Source organism: Nocardioides luteus, from assembly GCF_014648595.1.
In the GTDB taxonomy this organism is placed as follows: domain Bacteria; phylum Actinomycetota; class Actinomycetes; order Propionibacteriales; family Nocardioidaceae; genus Nocardioides; species Nocardioides luteus.
The window spans coordinates 1-14,908 of sequence record NZ_BMRK01000031.1; the positions used below are offsets into that span (position 1 = coordinate 1).

The window sequence follows — 14,908 nt, forward strand, 5'->3', positions numbered from 1 at the left end:
ACCTGAGCGCCATCGAAGCCTCCCTCGACGACCTCCTCACCCGCGACCCGGCTTACTGGCAGACCAGTCAGAAGAAGGACGCGCTCTCGCGACTCGAGAAGATCCAAGCCAAACAGGCCGCGGTGAAACTCCGGCTGCTCGCCGCCTCGGGGGACATCGCTGAAGAGACCGGCGCCAAGGACGTCTCCGGGTGGATGCGCACCGAGCTCCTCGTTGACAAGGGCGTCGCCCGATCGCAGGTGAACCTCGCCGAGAGTCTCGCCAAGTACGAGCTGGTCGCTGCGGGTCTGGCCGAAGGTGTGTTGTCGCAGGACAAGGCTCGGGTGATCACCAAAGCCCTTGACCAGATCGAGACCGACCCGGCCGCCAGCACCGAAGACCTCCTCCTGGCCGAGAAGCTGCTGGTCGAGCACGCCACCTGGTGGACCGCGAATGAGTTGAAGGTCGCCGGCAAGCGGATCCTGATGATGGTCGACCCCGACCGGTTCGAAGCCGCTGAAGCCAAAGCACTACAGCGGGAAGAAGAGCACGCCCAACGACGCACGTTCTTCCAGTCCCGCGACAACGGCGACGGCACGGTAGACATCCACGCCCGGGTCTCTCGCGCCGTCGGGCTGCGGCTACGCACCATGCTGGACTCGCTGGCACAGCCGCGGAAGTGGTCCGCGGAGGAGAAGGGCCGCAAAGCCCCCTATGACCGGTTGCTGGGTCAGGCGTTCGCGCGGGTCATCGAGACCTACGACGTAGAGAACCTGCCGCGTCATGGTGGCCACGCGACCACAGTCTTCGTGACCATGAGCCTGGACGAGCTCCGCAAAGACCTCGCCACCGCCTCCCTCGGCTTCGACGGTGAGAAGATCACCGCCGCCGAGGCCAGAAGGATGGCGTGCAACGCCGACCTCGTCCCCGTCGTGTTGGGCACGGACTCGGAGATCCTCGACCTCGGCCGCACCGCCCGCCTGGCGCATCCGATCCAACACCGCGCACTCCGGCTCCGAGACAAGTGCTGTCAGGCAGAGGACTGCGACGCACCAGCAGCCTGGACCGAAGCCCACCATCTGAAACCCTGGTCCGAAGGTGGCAAGACCAACCTTGCCGACATGGTCCTGCTGTGTCCGAGTGACCACCGGCGGATCCACGATCCGCACTACGACCACGAACGGCTGCCCAACGGGCAGATCCGGTTCAACCGACGCGCCCTCACGCCCTGACCCTCACCCCGGAGGTCGAGCTTGTCGAGACCCCTCTTCGAGCAACGTCGGCCGCCGGTCTGTTGTGGGCCCCCGGGCTGATCTTTCGCGGAGGGTGGTCTCGACGAGCTCGACCTCCGGGACGCCGGGTCTCGACAAGCTCGACCACCGGTGGTGCCGATCTCGGCGACGTCGGCCGGGTCGAGCCCCCTCCCTCTTGCGCGACGCCGGCCCCAGCCTGAGCCTGTTTCCTGGCACCGGCCTGGTCCTGCAAAGAGGTGGTCTCGACAAGCTCGACCACCGGTGTTGGTGTGTCTGCGAAGGGTATCGACAAGCTCGACCTCCGGGGACTTGGGTCTCGACAGGCTCGACCTCCGCGTCCGGGCTCAGGGCGATCGTCCTCGGCACGGACTGTGTTGGTCTCGACACGCCTTCGCCCAGGGGCTCCGGCGGCTCGACCAGCGGGGGCGAGGGGTTCCCCGCCCGAGGTCGCCGCCGGCTCTCGAAATCACATGAGCCCGCGCCACACCCCTCGCCGCCGCACCGATACTGGCGGAATCTTTCTCGATCGGGTGCCGGGTCAAGGATGGCCGGAGGCCACTGCGCAAGCGGCGCCCGAAGGGCGTCCTTGACGCGGCGCGTGATCGAGAAACACTGGGAGATCGGGTCGGCGGCGAACCTGGGAACGAAGAACACAGTCGCTGACCGATGTCCGCACGCAGGGTGGTCTCGACAAGCTCGACCACCGAGACCCCTCCAGCGAAAAAAAGTTGAAACTGAACGAAATCCGATAGCCCCTCGACCCCGAAGACAAGGTGACGGCGCGCGCTCGCGCCTACCCCCACGTCGATATCGAGGAGCCCCGGAATGAGCAGCAGCCCCGACCACCAGCCCCGCCGGATCGCGGTGGTGGGCAGCGGCATCGCCGGACTGACGGCTGCGTACGTCGCCTCTCGCCACAGCGAGGTCACCCTGTTCGAGGGCGACGACCGGCTCGGTGGCCTGGCCGGCACACCGCACCTCGCCACGGCCGTCGACACCGGATTCGTGCACGACCGGCGTACGCATCCGATGCTGCAGCGCCTCCTCGACGAGCTCGGGGTGCAGCCGCAGACCGCTGGGACGTCGATGTCGGTTCGCTCGGAGAAGGACGCCGAGTACGCCGCGGTGCGCGGGATCCACGGTCTGCTGCCCGACCGTCGTGCCGCGCGGCGGGCTCACCTGCGGATGCTCGCCGAGGTGGTGCGGTTCCAGCGCCTCGCGCGGGCGCTGATCATCGCGGCCGAGCCTGACCACCGCACCCTGGACTCCTTCCTGGACGAGCACGGCTTCACTCCGCACTTCCGCGACCACTATCTGGCGCCGCTGGTCGCCGCGGTGTGGTCGTGCGACCTGGCCATGGCGCTGGACCTCCCGGTCCGCCACCTCTTCGAGTTCTTCGACCATCTCGGTGTGCTGGATGCGGTCGGGTCGCCGCGCTGGCGCACGGTCTCCGGCGGATCGGTGACGTACGTCGACCGGGTCGCTGCGACGATTCGCGAGCGTGGTGGCCGAGTGCGGACCTCGACGAGGGTGGTCGACATCGTCGAGACGGCCGCCGGCACCGAGATCACCGACGGCAGCGGCCACGTCGAGCTCTTCGACGCGGTCGTGCTGGCCACCCACCCCGCACAGTCACTGGCCATGCTCGGCGACTCCGACGCCACCCAGTGGCAGATCCTCGGCACCGACGCCGGCCTGCCACCCGCCGACGAGGCGGACTCCGCATCCGCGCAGCCACTGGGTCCGCCGTCGACGCCTCCCGCCGAGTCCGAGGAGGCCCCCGTGACCGGCGTGTACCGAACCACGATCGGTCACGCCCGCCGAGCGCATCTGCCAGTGAGCAGGTTCACGCATCCTGCTCACTGGCAGGTGGTCGACCTGGGTCGGCTGCCCGACCACGGACTCCTCGGCCGCTTCGAGGCGCGGGACCGTCTCGGCGACCCGAGACGCGCGATCCGGGAGAACCTCGACGCCTTCCTCGCGCCGGCCACGGAATCGCTTTCGGCGACGCCCGCGTACTGCTGGCGACCCAGCCTCGTGCGCTCGGCTTCTGCTTCAGCCCGATCAGCGTCTACTGGTGCACCTCGCGGTCGGGGGAGCCGCTGGCCACCGTCGTCGAGGTGCTCAACCCCTACGGCGCCCGACGCGCCCACCTCGTCCGCCCCGGCGATCTCAATGTGCCGCCGCCCGACGGTCGGCTCACGCTGACGGTTCGGCTGCAGACCGAGGCGGGCGCGCACGTCGCGTCCGTACGCGGCCACCGGATCGCGACCGCACCGCGGCTCCGGATGCTGCTGCGCGCGGCCCCGGCGGCGCTGATCGGCGCGGGCCTGGTCCAGGCGCAACGGATCGCGCTGGCGATCCGCCGGCTTCCTCTCCGTTATCGGCCCCTGCGCGGCCAGGTCGGTGCGCCGCGCGGAGTGCTCGGATGAGCGAGCCTCGTCAGGGGTGGCGTGGTGGACTTGTGGGACGGCCACGACTCGACGCGGAGGTGAACCGATGACGGACGAGAGGCGCGTGCTCTGGTTCCGACGGGACCTGAGACTGCTCGACCACCCGGCGCTGCTGGCCGCTGCGGCGGACGGCGCCGAGGTGATCCCGCTCTACGTGCTCGACGAGCGGCTGATCTCGCCGGCAGGTCCCAACCGGGTCGCCTGGGTGATGGCCTCGGTCAAGGCGCTCGCCGACGACCTGGCCGAGCACGGCGTCACCCTGGTCGTTCGTCACGGCGATCCCGCGAAGGTGCTGCCCGAGCTGGTCGAGGAGACCGGCGCGAGCGAGGTGCACATCAGCTCCGACCACGGCCCCTATGGTCGCGAACGCGACGACCGAGTCCGGTCGGCGCTCGGCGACGTGCCGCTGATCGAGACCGGGTCGCCTTACGCAGTGACGCCCGGCCGCCTGGCGACCGGAGACGGCACCGCCTACCAGGTCTTCTCGCCCTACTACCGGGCGTGGGTCGCCCACGGCTGGCGCGACCCCGCCGAGAGCGACCCGAAGAAGGTGTCCTGGGCATCCGCCCCGAGCGAGGAGCTGCCGGAGGTGGAGCTGCCCGAAGGCGTACGCCTCGAGCCGGGGGAGGCCGCCGCGCGCCGCCACTGGGCGGACGCGCTCGACCGGGTCGCCGACTACGCCACCGCGCGTGACCGCCCGGACCTCGACGCCACCTCTCGGATCTCGCCTTACCTCAAGGTCGGTGCGCTCCATCCGCGCACCGTCCTGGCCGACCTGGCCGGTCACGAAGGGGCCGAGCCGTTCCAGCGCGAGCTCGCCTTCCGGGACTTCTACGCCGACGTCCTCCACCACCGTCCGGAGACCGCGCGGGAGTACGCCCGGCCCGAGCTCCGCGGCCTGCCGTACGTCACCGGCGATGCCCTGCTCGAGCACCTCGACGCCTGGCGCGAGGGCCGCACCGGCTTTCCGCTGGTCGACGCCGGCATGCGCCAGCTGCTGGCGGAGGGGTGGATGCACAACCGGGTGCGGATGCTGGTCGCCTCGTTCCTGGTCAAGGACCTCGGTGTCGAGTGGACCCACGGCGCCCGGCACTTCATGCGCCACCTGATCGACGGCGACCTGGCCAGCAACCAGCACGGCTGGCAGTGGGCCGCCGGCAGCGGCACCGACGCGGCCCCCTACTTCCGGGTCTTCAACCCGACCACCCAGGCCCGCAAGTTCGACCCCGACGGCACCTACATCCGCCGCTGGATCCCGGAGCTCCGCGACCTGAGCGGCAAGGCGATCCACGAGCCCTGGACCGCCCCCGACGGCCTCCCCGAGGGATACCCCGAGCCCATCGTCGACCACGCCGAAGCGCGTGCCACGACCCTCGAGGCCTACTACGCCCTCCGCGACCGCTGACCTCGGGGCGGGGTCTCGACAAGCTCGACCTCCGGTGACCGGGTCGTCCTCGGTGGTCGAGCTTGTCGAGACCCCCGAGGTCAGCCGCCGTGCTGCTCGATGATCCGGGCGACCTCGGTGAAGCTGCGGTTGCGGGCGTGCTGGAGGGGGGTCACGCCGTCGCGGTCGGCGATGTCGGCGTCGGCACCGTGGGCGAGCAGAGCGCGGACGACGCGCTGCCAGCGCTCGGACCCCTCGCCGAGGATCACCGCCTCGAGGAGGGCGGTCCAGCCCAGGTCATTGACGTGGTTGACGTCGATCTGGGTGCGAGCGACCCGCTCCACGTACTCCGCGTGCCCGCGCTCGCTGGCGGGGATGATCGAGAGGCCGCCGTAGCGGTTGCGCACGGTCAGGTCCGGGTCGACGGTGAGCAGCAGCTCGGCCATCGGGACGCTGCCGGTGACCCCGGTGACCAGCCACGGGGTGTCGTGCCGGCCGTCGAGGGCGTCCGGGTCGGCGCCCAGATGGACGAGCAGGCGGGCCGTCTCGAGACGGTCGTCGGTGACGGCGAGCAGGAGCGGCGTACGCCGGTTGCCGTCGCGCGCCTCCAGGTCGGCGCCGGCGCGGAGGGCTGCCGCGGCGGCGTCGGTCTCACCCGCGGACGCGGCCCGCAGGAGCCGGCGGTCCGCGTCGCCGACCTCGGCCTCAGCAGCGCGCAGCGTCGACACGATCGCCTCGAACCCTCGCTCCTCGGCGTGCTGGAGAGCGGTCCTGCCGTCGCGTCCCGCCTCGATCGACAGATCGACACCGGCGGCGACGAGCACCCGCACCGTGTCGGCCGCGTCCGGGCCGTCGTCGCCCAGGACTATCGCCTCGTGCAGCGCGGTCCAGCCCAGGTTGTTGACGTGGTCCAGAGCGATGCCGGCCTGCACCAGCCGGCCGACGATGTCCGCGTGGCCGCGCTCGGCGGCGCGGATGAGGGCGGTGCCGTCGTAGGAGTCCTTGGCGTCGATCCGCGCGCCGTGGCGCAGAGTCAGGTCGAGCAGCTCGACGTACCCCTCGCTGGCAGCGATGAGGTAGGCGCTCTGCTGGGTCTCGTCGGCGTAGTTCACGTCGGCGCCGGCCAGCACCAGCTCCCGGGCACGCGCGAGGTCGTTGTCCCAGGCGGCCTTGATCAGCTGCTCGTTCATCCGCTTCTGCTCCTCGGGATCGGGGGTGTTGGCTGTCGGCGTCTCGACCGGCGCGGAGGCGGCGGGAGAGGCCGAACGATCGCTCGGAGCGGTCCCGGTCGGAGTCTCCCCGCATCCTGCCAGCAGCAGCGCCAAGCTGGCGGTCGCCACCGGTCCGGTCCACCGCAGTCGGGACGTGTGCATGCTTCTCCTCGGGTCGGTCGAGCTGATGTCTCAACCATCGCCGGGAGACCGGGCCCGGACATCGGGCGACCGGCGACGCGTCGATAGCCGTCCGGCGACACCCCGGATAGCCGATCGGATGATGCCGCCGCGCCGCAGCCCGGCCTAGCCTGGGACCACCATGACCGACACAGCGGCAGCGACGAACGCAGCGCCGAATCCAGCGCCGAAACCCGGGCCCGCCGGTGGGATACTGGCCGGCCAGACGCTGCTGGACCGCTGGCTGCACATCTCACTGGTGGTGCTCGTCGTCGCCTCCGTCGCGCGCTACCTGCAGGGCCACGGCCTCGGCGACCAGGCCGCGGTGGTGCTTCCCGGCGCCGCCCTTCTCCTGGTCGCGTACGCAGCCGGCCGCCGTCTCACCGGCACGGCCGCGATCGCCTGGCTGGTCGCGGTGATCACCTGCTGGACGGTGCTGGCGCTGATCGCGCCGTCGTTCTCCTGGGCCGCGGTGCCGCTGGTCTTCGTGGCGCTTCGGGTGCTGCCGTTCCGGTGGGCGGTGGCCGCGACCGTCTTTCTGGTCGCGGTCGTCGCGGTCGCCTGGAGCCGGATGACCGGGGCCGCCGACCCGACCGTGCTGCTCGGACCGGTCTGCGTCGCGGTGCTAGCGGTGACCGCCTACCGAGCCCTCGAGCGTGACGCGGTGACCCGCCGCGCCCTCCTCGCCGACCTCGAGGCCGCCCAGGACGAGGTTGCCGACGCGGAGCGCCGGGCCGGGGTCGTCGCCGAGCGTGCCCGGCTGAGCCGGGAGATCCACGACAGCGTCGCCCAAGGGCTGACCAGCATCAACCTGCTGCTCCAGGCTGCCGACCAGGAGTGGGAGTCGCGTCCCGCCGACGCCCGCGGCCATGTCGACCAGGCCGCCACCATGGCCCGCACGTCGCTCGACGAGGCGCGCCGGGTCGTACGCGACCTCGCACCGACCGAGCTGACCGGCGGCTCCGCGCTGGTCACCGCCGTGCGCCAGGTCGCCGACGACGTCGCGGCCACCACCGGACTCACCGTCCCGGTCCACGTTCACGGCGACCCGCACGAGGTCGGCGGCCGGGTCGCCACCGCCGTCGTACGCACTCTGCGCGGCGCCCTCGCCAACGTCGCCGAGCACGCCGACGCCGCCACGGCGGTCGTCTCCCTCACCTTCCACGAGGCTGCCGTCGCCCTCGACGTACGCGACGACGGGGCCGGCTTCGACCCCGCTGCGATCAGCGACGACGCCGACGGGCTCCGCGGCCGTGGGCTGGCCGGGATGCGGGCCCGTGCCCGCCTCCTGGGCGGCGACCTGGCCGTCGAGAGCGCGCCCGGCGAGGGGACCGTGGTCGCGGTCTCGTTCGAGGCCGCCCAGCAGACGACCACCCAACAGACACCGCTACAAGGGGAGCGACGTGGCTGAGCAACACATCCGAGTGGTGCTGGTCGACGACCATCCGGTCGTCCGGGCCGGCGTACGCGCCCTGGTCGACGCCCAGGGCGACCTCGACGTCGTCGGCGAGGCGGCCGACTCGGCCCGGGCGCTCGCGGTCGTCGAGGAGACGCGGCCCGACGTGGTGCTGATGGACCTCAGCCTCGGCGAGGGACCGGGCGGTGCGGAGACGACACGGCTGGTGCGCGCGATGCCGTCGCCGCCGCAGGTGCTGGTGCTGACCACCTACGACACCGAGGCCGACGTGCTCGAGGCCGTCGACGCCGGGGCGGCGGGCTATCTGCTGAAGGACGCCCCGCCCGAGGAGCTCTTCCGAGCCATCCGCGGCACTGCCCGCGGGGAGACCGTGCTCGCACCCTCGGTCGCCTCCCGGCTGCTGCAGCGGGCCGCGTCACCGGCGCCGAAGGTGAGCCCGCGCGAGGTCGAGATTCTGCGCCTGCTCGCCAAGGGCCTCGGCAACAAGGAGATGGCCCGCGAGCTCCTGGTCAGCGAGGCGACGGTCAAGTCCCACCTCTCGCACATCTACACCAAGCTCGGTGTCGACACGCGGGCCGGCGCCGTCGCCACGGCGATCGAGCGTCGCATCCTGCGACCCTGACCTCCGGGCGGCGGCGCCGCGGCGATCACGCCGAGGGAGGGTCAGCAGGTCGCGAGCAGCATCGGCTCGAGGAGCACCCCGATGTCGAAGATGGGCTCGGTGTTCCCGGAGTAGTCCCGGCCGCTCCAGCCCAGAGTGATCTGCCGGGTGCCGTCCGGCGATCCCCAGCTGATCGACTGGGTGCCGAAGTGGGCGCCGTCGTGGCCGTAGAGCAGCTCACCCGGGTTGCACGGGTCCTCCACCGCGTAGATCCCGAAGCCGTAGGACGGGTCGGCGCTGCCCTCGATCGGCGGCAGCATCTGCTCGACGGTCTCCGGGCTGACCAGCTTGCCGGTGAGGAGGGATTCGTTGAGGTCGGCGAGGTCCTCGGTCGTGCTCGTGGCCGCACCGGCGGAGTGGAAGATGCTCGGGTGCAGACCGGTCATCGGCCGCCACTCGTCCTCGTAGAAGCCGGCGTTCTCCAGGAACGGCCCCTTCTTGCGGGCATCGGTCGGGTAGTCGCTCTGCTTCATGCCGGCGGGCTTCAGCACCCGCTTGCGGACGAGGTCCTCGATCCGCTGGCCGGTCTCCTTCTCGAGCATGACGCCGAGGGCGACGTAGCCGTAGTTGGAGTAGGAGAAGTCGGTGCCCGGCTCGAAGAGCCAGCCGGTCTCGCGCATCACGGCGAGGTGCTCGGCCTCGGAGTAGTACTCCCGCAGCGCGTCGATCGTCTGGTCCCACGAGCTCGGGTCATCGATGCGGTCCAGCATCAGCTCCTCGGGTCCGCGTGGCGCACCGGAGGTGTGGCTGAGCAGGTGCTGGATCGTCACGCCCTCCGGGAACGTGCCCGGCAGCAGGTCGTTGGCGGGCGTGTCCAGGGTCCAGCTGCCGCGCTCGACCTCCTGCATCACCAGAGTCGAGATCAGCGTCTTGGTGTTGCTGGCGATGTCGAAGCGGTCGCCGGGCTTGACCGCCGTCTTCTTCCCGGCCTCGCGTACGCCACCCGCTCCCGACCACTCCAGGTCGGGCGTCTCGACGCGGGCGGTGACGCCCACGGCCCCGTCGGCGATCACCGCGTCGACGGCCGCGTCGAGGTCGTCGGCGGTCGGGGCCGACTGGGCGCGGAGACCGCGGTGGGACGCGGCGGCCCGCTCGGCGATCGCGGTCGCCTCCCGGGTCAGCGCCATCGGGTCCGGCGCCATCGCCGTCGCGCCGGGCTCGGGCTCCGGGTCGGCGTACGCCGCCGGCATGATCGAGAGGGGGAGGAGGACCGCGGCGAGCGCTGCGGTGCCCGTGCGGACGATGGTCCGAGACATTGCTGCTCCTGTCGTCGTTGACGTTTCGCAACCATCGTTCCGGGTCGCGACGTGCACCCGCATCAGCCTCGAGTCGGAGATCGGTGCGACTTCGGTCAGTCTCGGAGCTGACGCCGCGCCGCGCGGGCTGCCTTGCCCTTCTTGGAGAAGAGCTGGCGGCGCTCCTCAGGCGTCATCTCGGTGAGCTTCGCCAGCACCGAGGACGGGAAGCCGGCCACCTCCGGCGCCTTCCCGATCGGGACGGTGGTGTGCACGACCGGTGCGCCGGGGACGCCGCCGGCGCCCTCGTCGTAGAGGTGGACCAGCGAGATCGCCTGGTGGCCGTCGACCGAGGCGGAGTAACGGTCGAGGGTCGCCGGGGCGGCGGTGTAGCAGCTGGCGGAGGCGACCGAGACGGGGATGCCGGCGAAGGTCGTGCTGGTCGAGTAGTGCAGGTGACCGGCGAGGATGGCGCGTACGTCGGTGCCCTCGAGCACCGGGGCGAGCCGGTCCTGGCCGTCGAGCTCGATGATCACGCTGGCCTCGTTGAGCGGCAGCGGTACCGGCGGGTGGTGCATCGCGAGCAGCGTGCCGTGCGGCGCCGGCTCGGAGAGCACCTCGGCCAGCCAGTCCAGCTGCGGCTGGGTGATGTCGCCGTGGTGCCACCCGGGCACGGTCGTGTCGAGGGCGATGATCCGCAGGCCGTCGATGTCGTGGACCCGGTCCTGCGGCGCGTCCGAGGCCTCGCCGAAGAGCACCTCGGAGTAGATCTCACGCTCGTCGTGGTTGCCCATCAGCCAGATGATCTCGGCGCCGAGCTCGTCGGCGACCGGCTCGACCTGCTCCCGCAGGCGGATGTAGGCGTCGCGCTCGCCCAGGTCGGCGAGGTCGCCGGTGAAGACGAGGGCCTGCGGTGGCGTCACCATCCCGCGCAGGCGCTCCAGCGCGAGCTCGAAGCCGGGGTTGGGATCGACCTTCCCGAAGATCTTCCGGTCACCGGCGTAGAGATGGGGATCGGAGAGGTGGGCGATCGCGTGGCGGGGAGAGGGGTACTGACCGAACTGCACGATCCCCAGCGTAGAGCGGTGGCGGGTTTGGAAGTTGTCCCGAAACTCCCAAGGCCCGCTTGGAAGTTCCCGTCAACTTCCAACTCGACAGGCTGTTGAGTGGTAAGTTTGCCGGTCATGGATCCGGAGAGATACCAGGCTCCGCAGTTCGGAACCGCCACTCGGGAGCCCGGCAACAAATGGGGCTACTGGTACTACCGACCTGCCCACATCCCGCGGGACCTGGCGCTGCAGCCGCTCACCGTGAAGGCGCTCTCCGACGCCGATGCCGCGCTGGGGCGGCTCCAGGGCGTGAGCGCGCTGATCCAGGATCCCGAGCTGCTGATCGGGCCATACCTGACCCAGGAGGCCGTCGCCTCCTCGCGGATCGAGGGCACCCAGACCTCCCTCGAGGAGGTCCTCCAGGACGAGGCCAGCGGGCAGGCGACCCGCAGCGAGGACGTCGCGGAGGTCAAGGCCTACCTCGCCGCCACCCGCCAGGGGTTCGAGCTCATCCGCACCTGGCCGCTCAGCCAGCGGCTCGTCCTCGAGCTCCACAAGACGCTGCTCACCGGCGTACGCGGCCAGGAGCGCCACCCCGGCGAGTTCCGGCGGACGCCGGTCTGGGTCGGGTCGCCGACCGACAACCCCACCACCGCTGCGTACGTCCCGCCGCTCCCGTCCGACCTGCCCGAGCTGATCGCCGACTGGGAGGAGTACGTCAACGTCCCCGACCTCAGCCCGACGCTGGTGCGGTGCGCGCTGATGCACTACCAGTTCGAGACCATCCACCCGTTCCTCGACGGCAACGGCCGCATCGGCCGGCTGCTGATCAACCTGATGCTGATGGAGGAGGGGCGGATGACCACCCCGCTGCTCTATCTCTCCGGCTACATCGAGGCCAACCGGCAGACCTACTACCAGCGGCTGCAGCGCGTCCGGGAGGACGGCGAGATGCAGGAGTGGCTGCAGTTCTTCCTCACCGCGGTGCGGCGCTCGGCGGAGGACGCCACGACCAGGTCGGAGCGGCTGGTCGCGCTGCGCGAGGCCTATCTGGAGGAGGCGGCCACCTCCCGGGCCAACCTGTCCGGGCTGGTCACGCTGCTGTTCGCGAACCCCTACCTGACCGTGAAGCGCGTCCAGGACGCGACCGGGCTGACCAACCAGGGTGCGCGCAACCTGATCCAGGACGCCGAGCGACGCGGGTGGATCGAGGCGGCCGGGCGCTCCGGCCGCGGCGGCCGGCACTACTGGGTGGGCAGGGCGGTCATGGACGTGATCGAGGAGCCGCTGGCGTACGACTGACGGGCTGGCATCCGGCGGCGGGAGAACGTGCAGGTGGCCCTGACCGTGCGATGCACGGACAGGGCCACCTGTGGATGGTTGCCGAGTGTTCGGTAGGGGGTGATCACTCAGCCATGCTCAGGTTCCTCAGAAGCCGAGGGGAGCCAGCGGGTTCGGGATCTGGTCCACGTCGACACCGTCGAGGGCCGGGTTGTCCTTCTTCATGAGGAAGGAGACCTGGTCCAGCTCGGCCGGGGAGAGCTCGCTCGGGAGCGCGCCGCCCATGATCTTGTCCATCACGATGCCCGGGGCGCCGACGTAGACGCCGGAGACGACCATGGCGGCACCGGTGCCGACCTGGTGAGCGCCACCGTCCCAGTTGACCCAGGCCTTCTTCTGAGCGTCGCTCAGCTCGCCGCCGGTGGCACCGGCGAGGATGAGGCCCGGAGCGCCGACCCAGGCGCCGCTGACCATGCGGGCAGCGCCGCCGGCGACCTGACCGGCGCCACAGATGAAGTCGGCCCACGCCTTCTGGCTCGAGGGGGACAGGTCGGTCGCGATGCCGGTGTTCTCCTCGACGCACTCGGTCGCGGTGCGGTTGTGGTCGTCGGTGTGGGTGAGCGGGGCGGCGGAGGCGGAGCCCATGCTCAGCGCGATGGCGACACCCGAGAAGGCGGCGACGGCCGCGGAGCGGCGGAGCAGCCCTGTCATCTTGTTCATTTCGTACCTTTCATCGATCAATTCGAATTGAAACATCACGCACGGACACGACCCCCGGATCGATAAGCTATCGATACGTTCGCGTCCGAGACTCGATGCTAGGTACGTCAACGGAGATAGTTGACAGCGACACGGGTGTTTCGCACGCAACTAAATGACAAGTAAAATGTAAAGAAGTAACGCTCTTCAAAGTGCAACGTTCGGCGTCATACCTGCGTAAAACGGCCTCAGGTGGCCCCGTTCGCGCGCGGTCTGCGCGCGTGGGGCCACCTGGAGACGGTGCAGCTGCTGGGCCTACGGGGTGGGAACGCCGTCGAGGACCGGGCTGTCCTGCGGGATGAGGAACGAGATCTCCTCGAGCTCGCTCGGCGACAGGTCGCCCGGGGTCGCGCCGCCGGCGATCTTGTCGAAGATGTAGCCCGGGGCGCCGACGTAGACGCCGGAGACGATCATCGCCGCGCCGAGGCCGACCTTGTGGCCACCCTCGTCCCAGTTCTCCCAGGCAGCAGCCTGCTCCGGGGTCAGCGGGGCGCCGGTGGCGCCCGCGATGAGCAGGCCCGGGGCGCCGGTCCAGGCGCCGCTCACCATCTGGGCGAGGCCGCCGCCGACGAGAGCGCCGCCGAGGAGGAAGTCCTCCCACGCCTTCTGCGTGGAGGGGGAGAGGTCCGAGGTCGTGGTGCTGACCGCGGTGGTGGTGGTGTCGACCGGAGCAGCCGTGGCCGTTCCCGTGGTCATGGCGAAGGCGACACCCGAGAAGGCGGCGACGGCCGCGGTGCGGCGGAGCAGCCCTGTCTTCTTGCTCATTTCAAACCTTTCGTCGTTCGATCCGATTCGGTGATCACGGATGGTGACGCGGCAACACATGAGGGTCGACAGGTCATCACCCGCCCTACGAACGTAGGAAAATCGACCGGACGCGTGTGGCTGCGACACGGCAGCACCGTTACCGATCAGATGTAAACGTGACCCAGTGGAAAGAGCGGTCGACGACCCCTGGGTCCTCGCTTCCGCGCGCCCGCGCGGGAACCAGGAGTAGCGTTCCGGGCATGACCAACCTGGATGCACATCCCACCGAAGTCGAGTGCGTCGGGGGGGCCGGGGACGAAGGCGTGGAGATCCAGATCATCGCCCCGCGCGACGTGCCACTGGGTGGTCCGCGAGCGATGAACGTACGCCGCACCCTGCCCGCCCGCACCCGCTCGCTGATCGGCGCGTGGTGCTTCCTGGACCACTACGGTCCCGACGACGTCGTCGTCTCCGGCGGGATGGATGTGCCGCCGCACCCGCACACCGGGCTGGCGACGGTCTCGTGGCTGTTCACCGGGGAGATCGAGCACCGCGACTCGGTCGGCACCGTGGCGATGGTGCGGCCCGGCGAGGTCAACCTGATGACGGCAGGGCGTGGGATCTCCCACTCGGAGAACTCCACGCCCGAGACCACGGTCCTGCACGGCGCGCAGCTGTGGCTCGCTCTGCCCGACGAGTTCCGTGACGTCGAGCCGGCCTTCGAGAACCACCGTCCGGAGCCGGTCGAGCGCGACGGTGCCACGGTCCGGGTCTTCCTGGGCTCGCTCCTGGGCGAGACGTCGCCGGTGCGTACCCGCTCCGAGATCCTGGGCGCCGAGATCCTGCTCGAGCCCGGCGCCCACCTGGAGCTCCAGGTCGACGAGCGCTTCGAGCACGGCGTGCTGGTCGACACCGGCGAGGTCTCGATGACCGGCATCGGCGCGTCCGGCCCGGCTTCGGCGACCGTGGAGAAGGACTCGCTGGCGTACGCGCCTCCCGGCGCCACCACGATGGTCCTGCAGGCCGGCGAGGCCTGGACGCGGCTGCTCCTGCTCGGCGGTCCGCCGTTCGGCGAGTCGATCATCATGTGGTGGAACTTCGTCGGGCGCACCCACGACGAGGTCGTCGGCTACCGCCAGCAGTGGCAGGACCAGATCGTCCGCGGCGGCGAGCTGGTCGAGGACTCCCAAGACGTGGACGCGGGTCGTTTCGGCGTGGTCGAGGGCAACCATCAGCGGCCGATCCCTGCGCCGCCGCTGCCCAACGCCAGGCTCCGCTCGCGGTCTTAGGGCGGGCCGT

At 70.7% G+C, this 14,908-nt stretch carries 12 protein-coding genes and 2 pseudogenes; 9 read left to right on the forward strand and 5 right to left on the reverse strand.

Annotation, left to right across the window (positions count from 1 at the left end; genetic code table 11):
- From IEY81_RS22880 to IEY81_RS22890, 5 genes and pseudogenes are all read left to right on the forward strand, one after another.
- The coding region (locus IEY81_RS22880) for an HNH endonuclease signature motif containing protein (RefSeq protein ID WP_189120809.1) at positions 1–1,211 on the forward strand (1,211 nt) is incomplete at its 5' end.
- Positions 1,212–2,057: 846 nt separating this feature from the next.
- Positions 2,058–2,819, forward strand: a pseudogene (locus tag IEY81_RS24390) (FAD-dependent oxidoreductase); the annotation flags it as partial.
- Positions 2,820–2,899: 80 nt separating this feature from the next.
- Positions 2,900–3,334, forward strand: a pseudogene (locus tag IEY81_RS24395) (DUF1365 family protein); the annotation flags it as partial.
- A gap of 75 nt (positions 3,335–3,409) precedes the next feature.
- Positions 3,410–3,664 carry a hypothetical protein gene (locus IEY81_RS24400; RefSeq protein WP_229788108.1) on the forward strand — a complete coding sequence of 85 codons (255 nt, stop codon included), beginning with the start codon at positions 3,410–3,412 and terminating at the stop codon, positions 3,662–3,664.
- 67 nt (positions 3,665–3,731) lie between these two features.
- Complete coding sequence (locus IEY81_RS22890; RefSeq protein WP_189120810.1) at positions 3,732–5,090, forward strand: cryptochrome/photolyase family protein; 1,359 nt, start codon at positions 3,732–3,734, stop codon at positions 5,088–5,090.
- Positions 5,091–5,170: 80 nt separating this feature from the next.
- Here the strand turns inward: IEY81_RS22890 and IEY81_RS22895 are convergent, their stop codons facing one another.
- Entirely contained in the window at positions 5,171–6,442 is a 1,272-nt protein-coding gene (locus tag IEY81_RS22895; RefSeq protein WP_189120811.1) for an ankyrin repeat domain-containing protein, read from the reverse strand.
- Positions 6,443–6,602: 160 nt separating this feature from the next.
- On the opposite strand from IEY81_RS22895, the gene IEY81_RS22900 reads away from it, so the two are divergent.
- Together IEY81_RS22900 and IEY81_RS22905 are read left to right on the forward strand one after the other, a co-directional pair.
- Positions 6,603–7,871, forward strand: a complete 1,269-nt coding sequence (locus IEY81_RS22900) for a sensor histidine kinase (protein WP_189120812.1) — start codon at positions 6,603–6,605, stop codon at positions 7,869–7,871.
- Positions 7,864–8,499 (forward strand): response regulator, encoded by a 636-nt coding sequence (locus tag IEY81_RS22905; protein ID WP_189120813.1) that lies wholly within the window; start codon positions 7,864–7,866, stop codon positions 8,497–8,499. The genes IEY81_RS22900 and IEY81_RS22905 overlap by 8 nt, the downstream gene beginning before the upstream one ends.
- Before the next feature lie 41 nt (positions 8,500–8,540).
- Here IEY81_RS22905 and IEY81_RS22910 read toward each other — a convergent pair whose 3' ends face one another.
- Together IEY81_RS22910 and IEY81_RS22915 are read right to left on the reverse strand one after the other, a co-directional pair.
- Positions 8,541–9,794: a serine hydrolase domain-containing protein gene (locus IEY81_RS22910; RefSeq protein ID WP_189120814.1), complete on the reverse strand. Its 1,254-nt coding sequence runs from the start codon at positions 9,792–9,794 to the stop codon at positions 8,541–8,543.
- A 95-nt stretch (positions 9,795–9,889) separates the two neighbouring features.
- Positions 9,890–10,840 (reverse strand): metallophosphoesterase, encoded by a 951-nt coding sequence (locus IEY81_RS22915; RefSeq protein ID WP_189120815.1) that lies wholly within the window; start codon positions 10,838–10,840, stop codon positions 9,890–9,892.
- Between the two features lie 117 nt (positions 10,841–10,957).
- Here IEY81_RS22915 and IEY81_RS22920 point away from each other — a divergent pair, with 117 nt between their 5' ends.
- Entirely contained in the window at positions 10,958–12,124 is a 1,167-nt protein-coding gene (locus IEY81_RS22920; RefSeq protein ID WP_189120816.1) for a Fic family protein, read from the forward strand.
- A 126-nt stretch (positions 12,125–12,250) separates the two neighbouring features.
- On the opposite strand, the gene IEY81_RS22925 is transcribed toward IEY81_RS22920, so the two are convergent.
- Together IEY81_RS22925 and IEY81_RS22930 are read right to left on the reverse strand one after the other, a co-directional pair.
- Positions 12,251–12,823 (reverse strand): type III effector, encoded by a 573-nt coding sequence (locus IEY81_RS22925; protein WP_229788103.1) that lies wholly within the window; start codon positions 12,821–12,823, stop codon positions 12,251–12,253.
- 294 nt (positions 12,824–13,117) lie between these two features.
- Complete coding sequence (locus IEY81_RS22930; protein ID WP_189120817.1) at positions 13,118–13,627, reverse strand: type III effector; 510 nt, start codon at positions 13,625–13,627, stop codon at positions 13,118–13,120.
- Between the two features lie 242 nt (positions 13,628–13,869).
- Between IEY81_RS22930 and IEY81_RS22935 the strand changes: the two genes are divergently transcribed.
- Positions 13,870–14,898 (forward strand): pirin family protein, encoded by a 1,029-nt coding sequence (locus tag IEY81_RS22935; RefSeq protein WP_189120818.1) that lies wholly within the window; start codon positions 13,870–13,872, stop codon positions 14,896–14,898.
- The last annotated feature ends 10 nt before the right edge of the window (positions 14,899–14,908 follow it).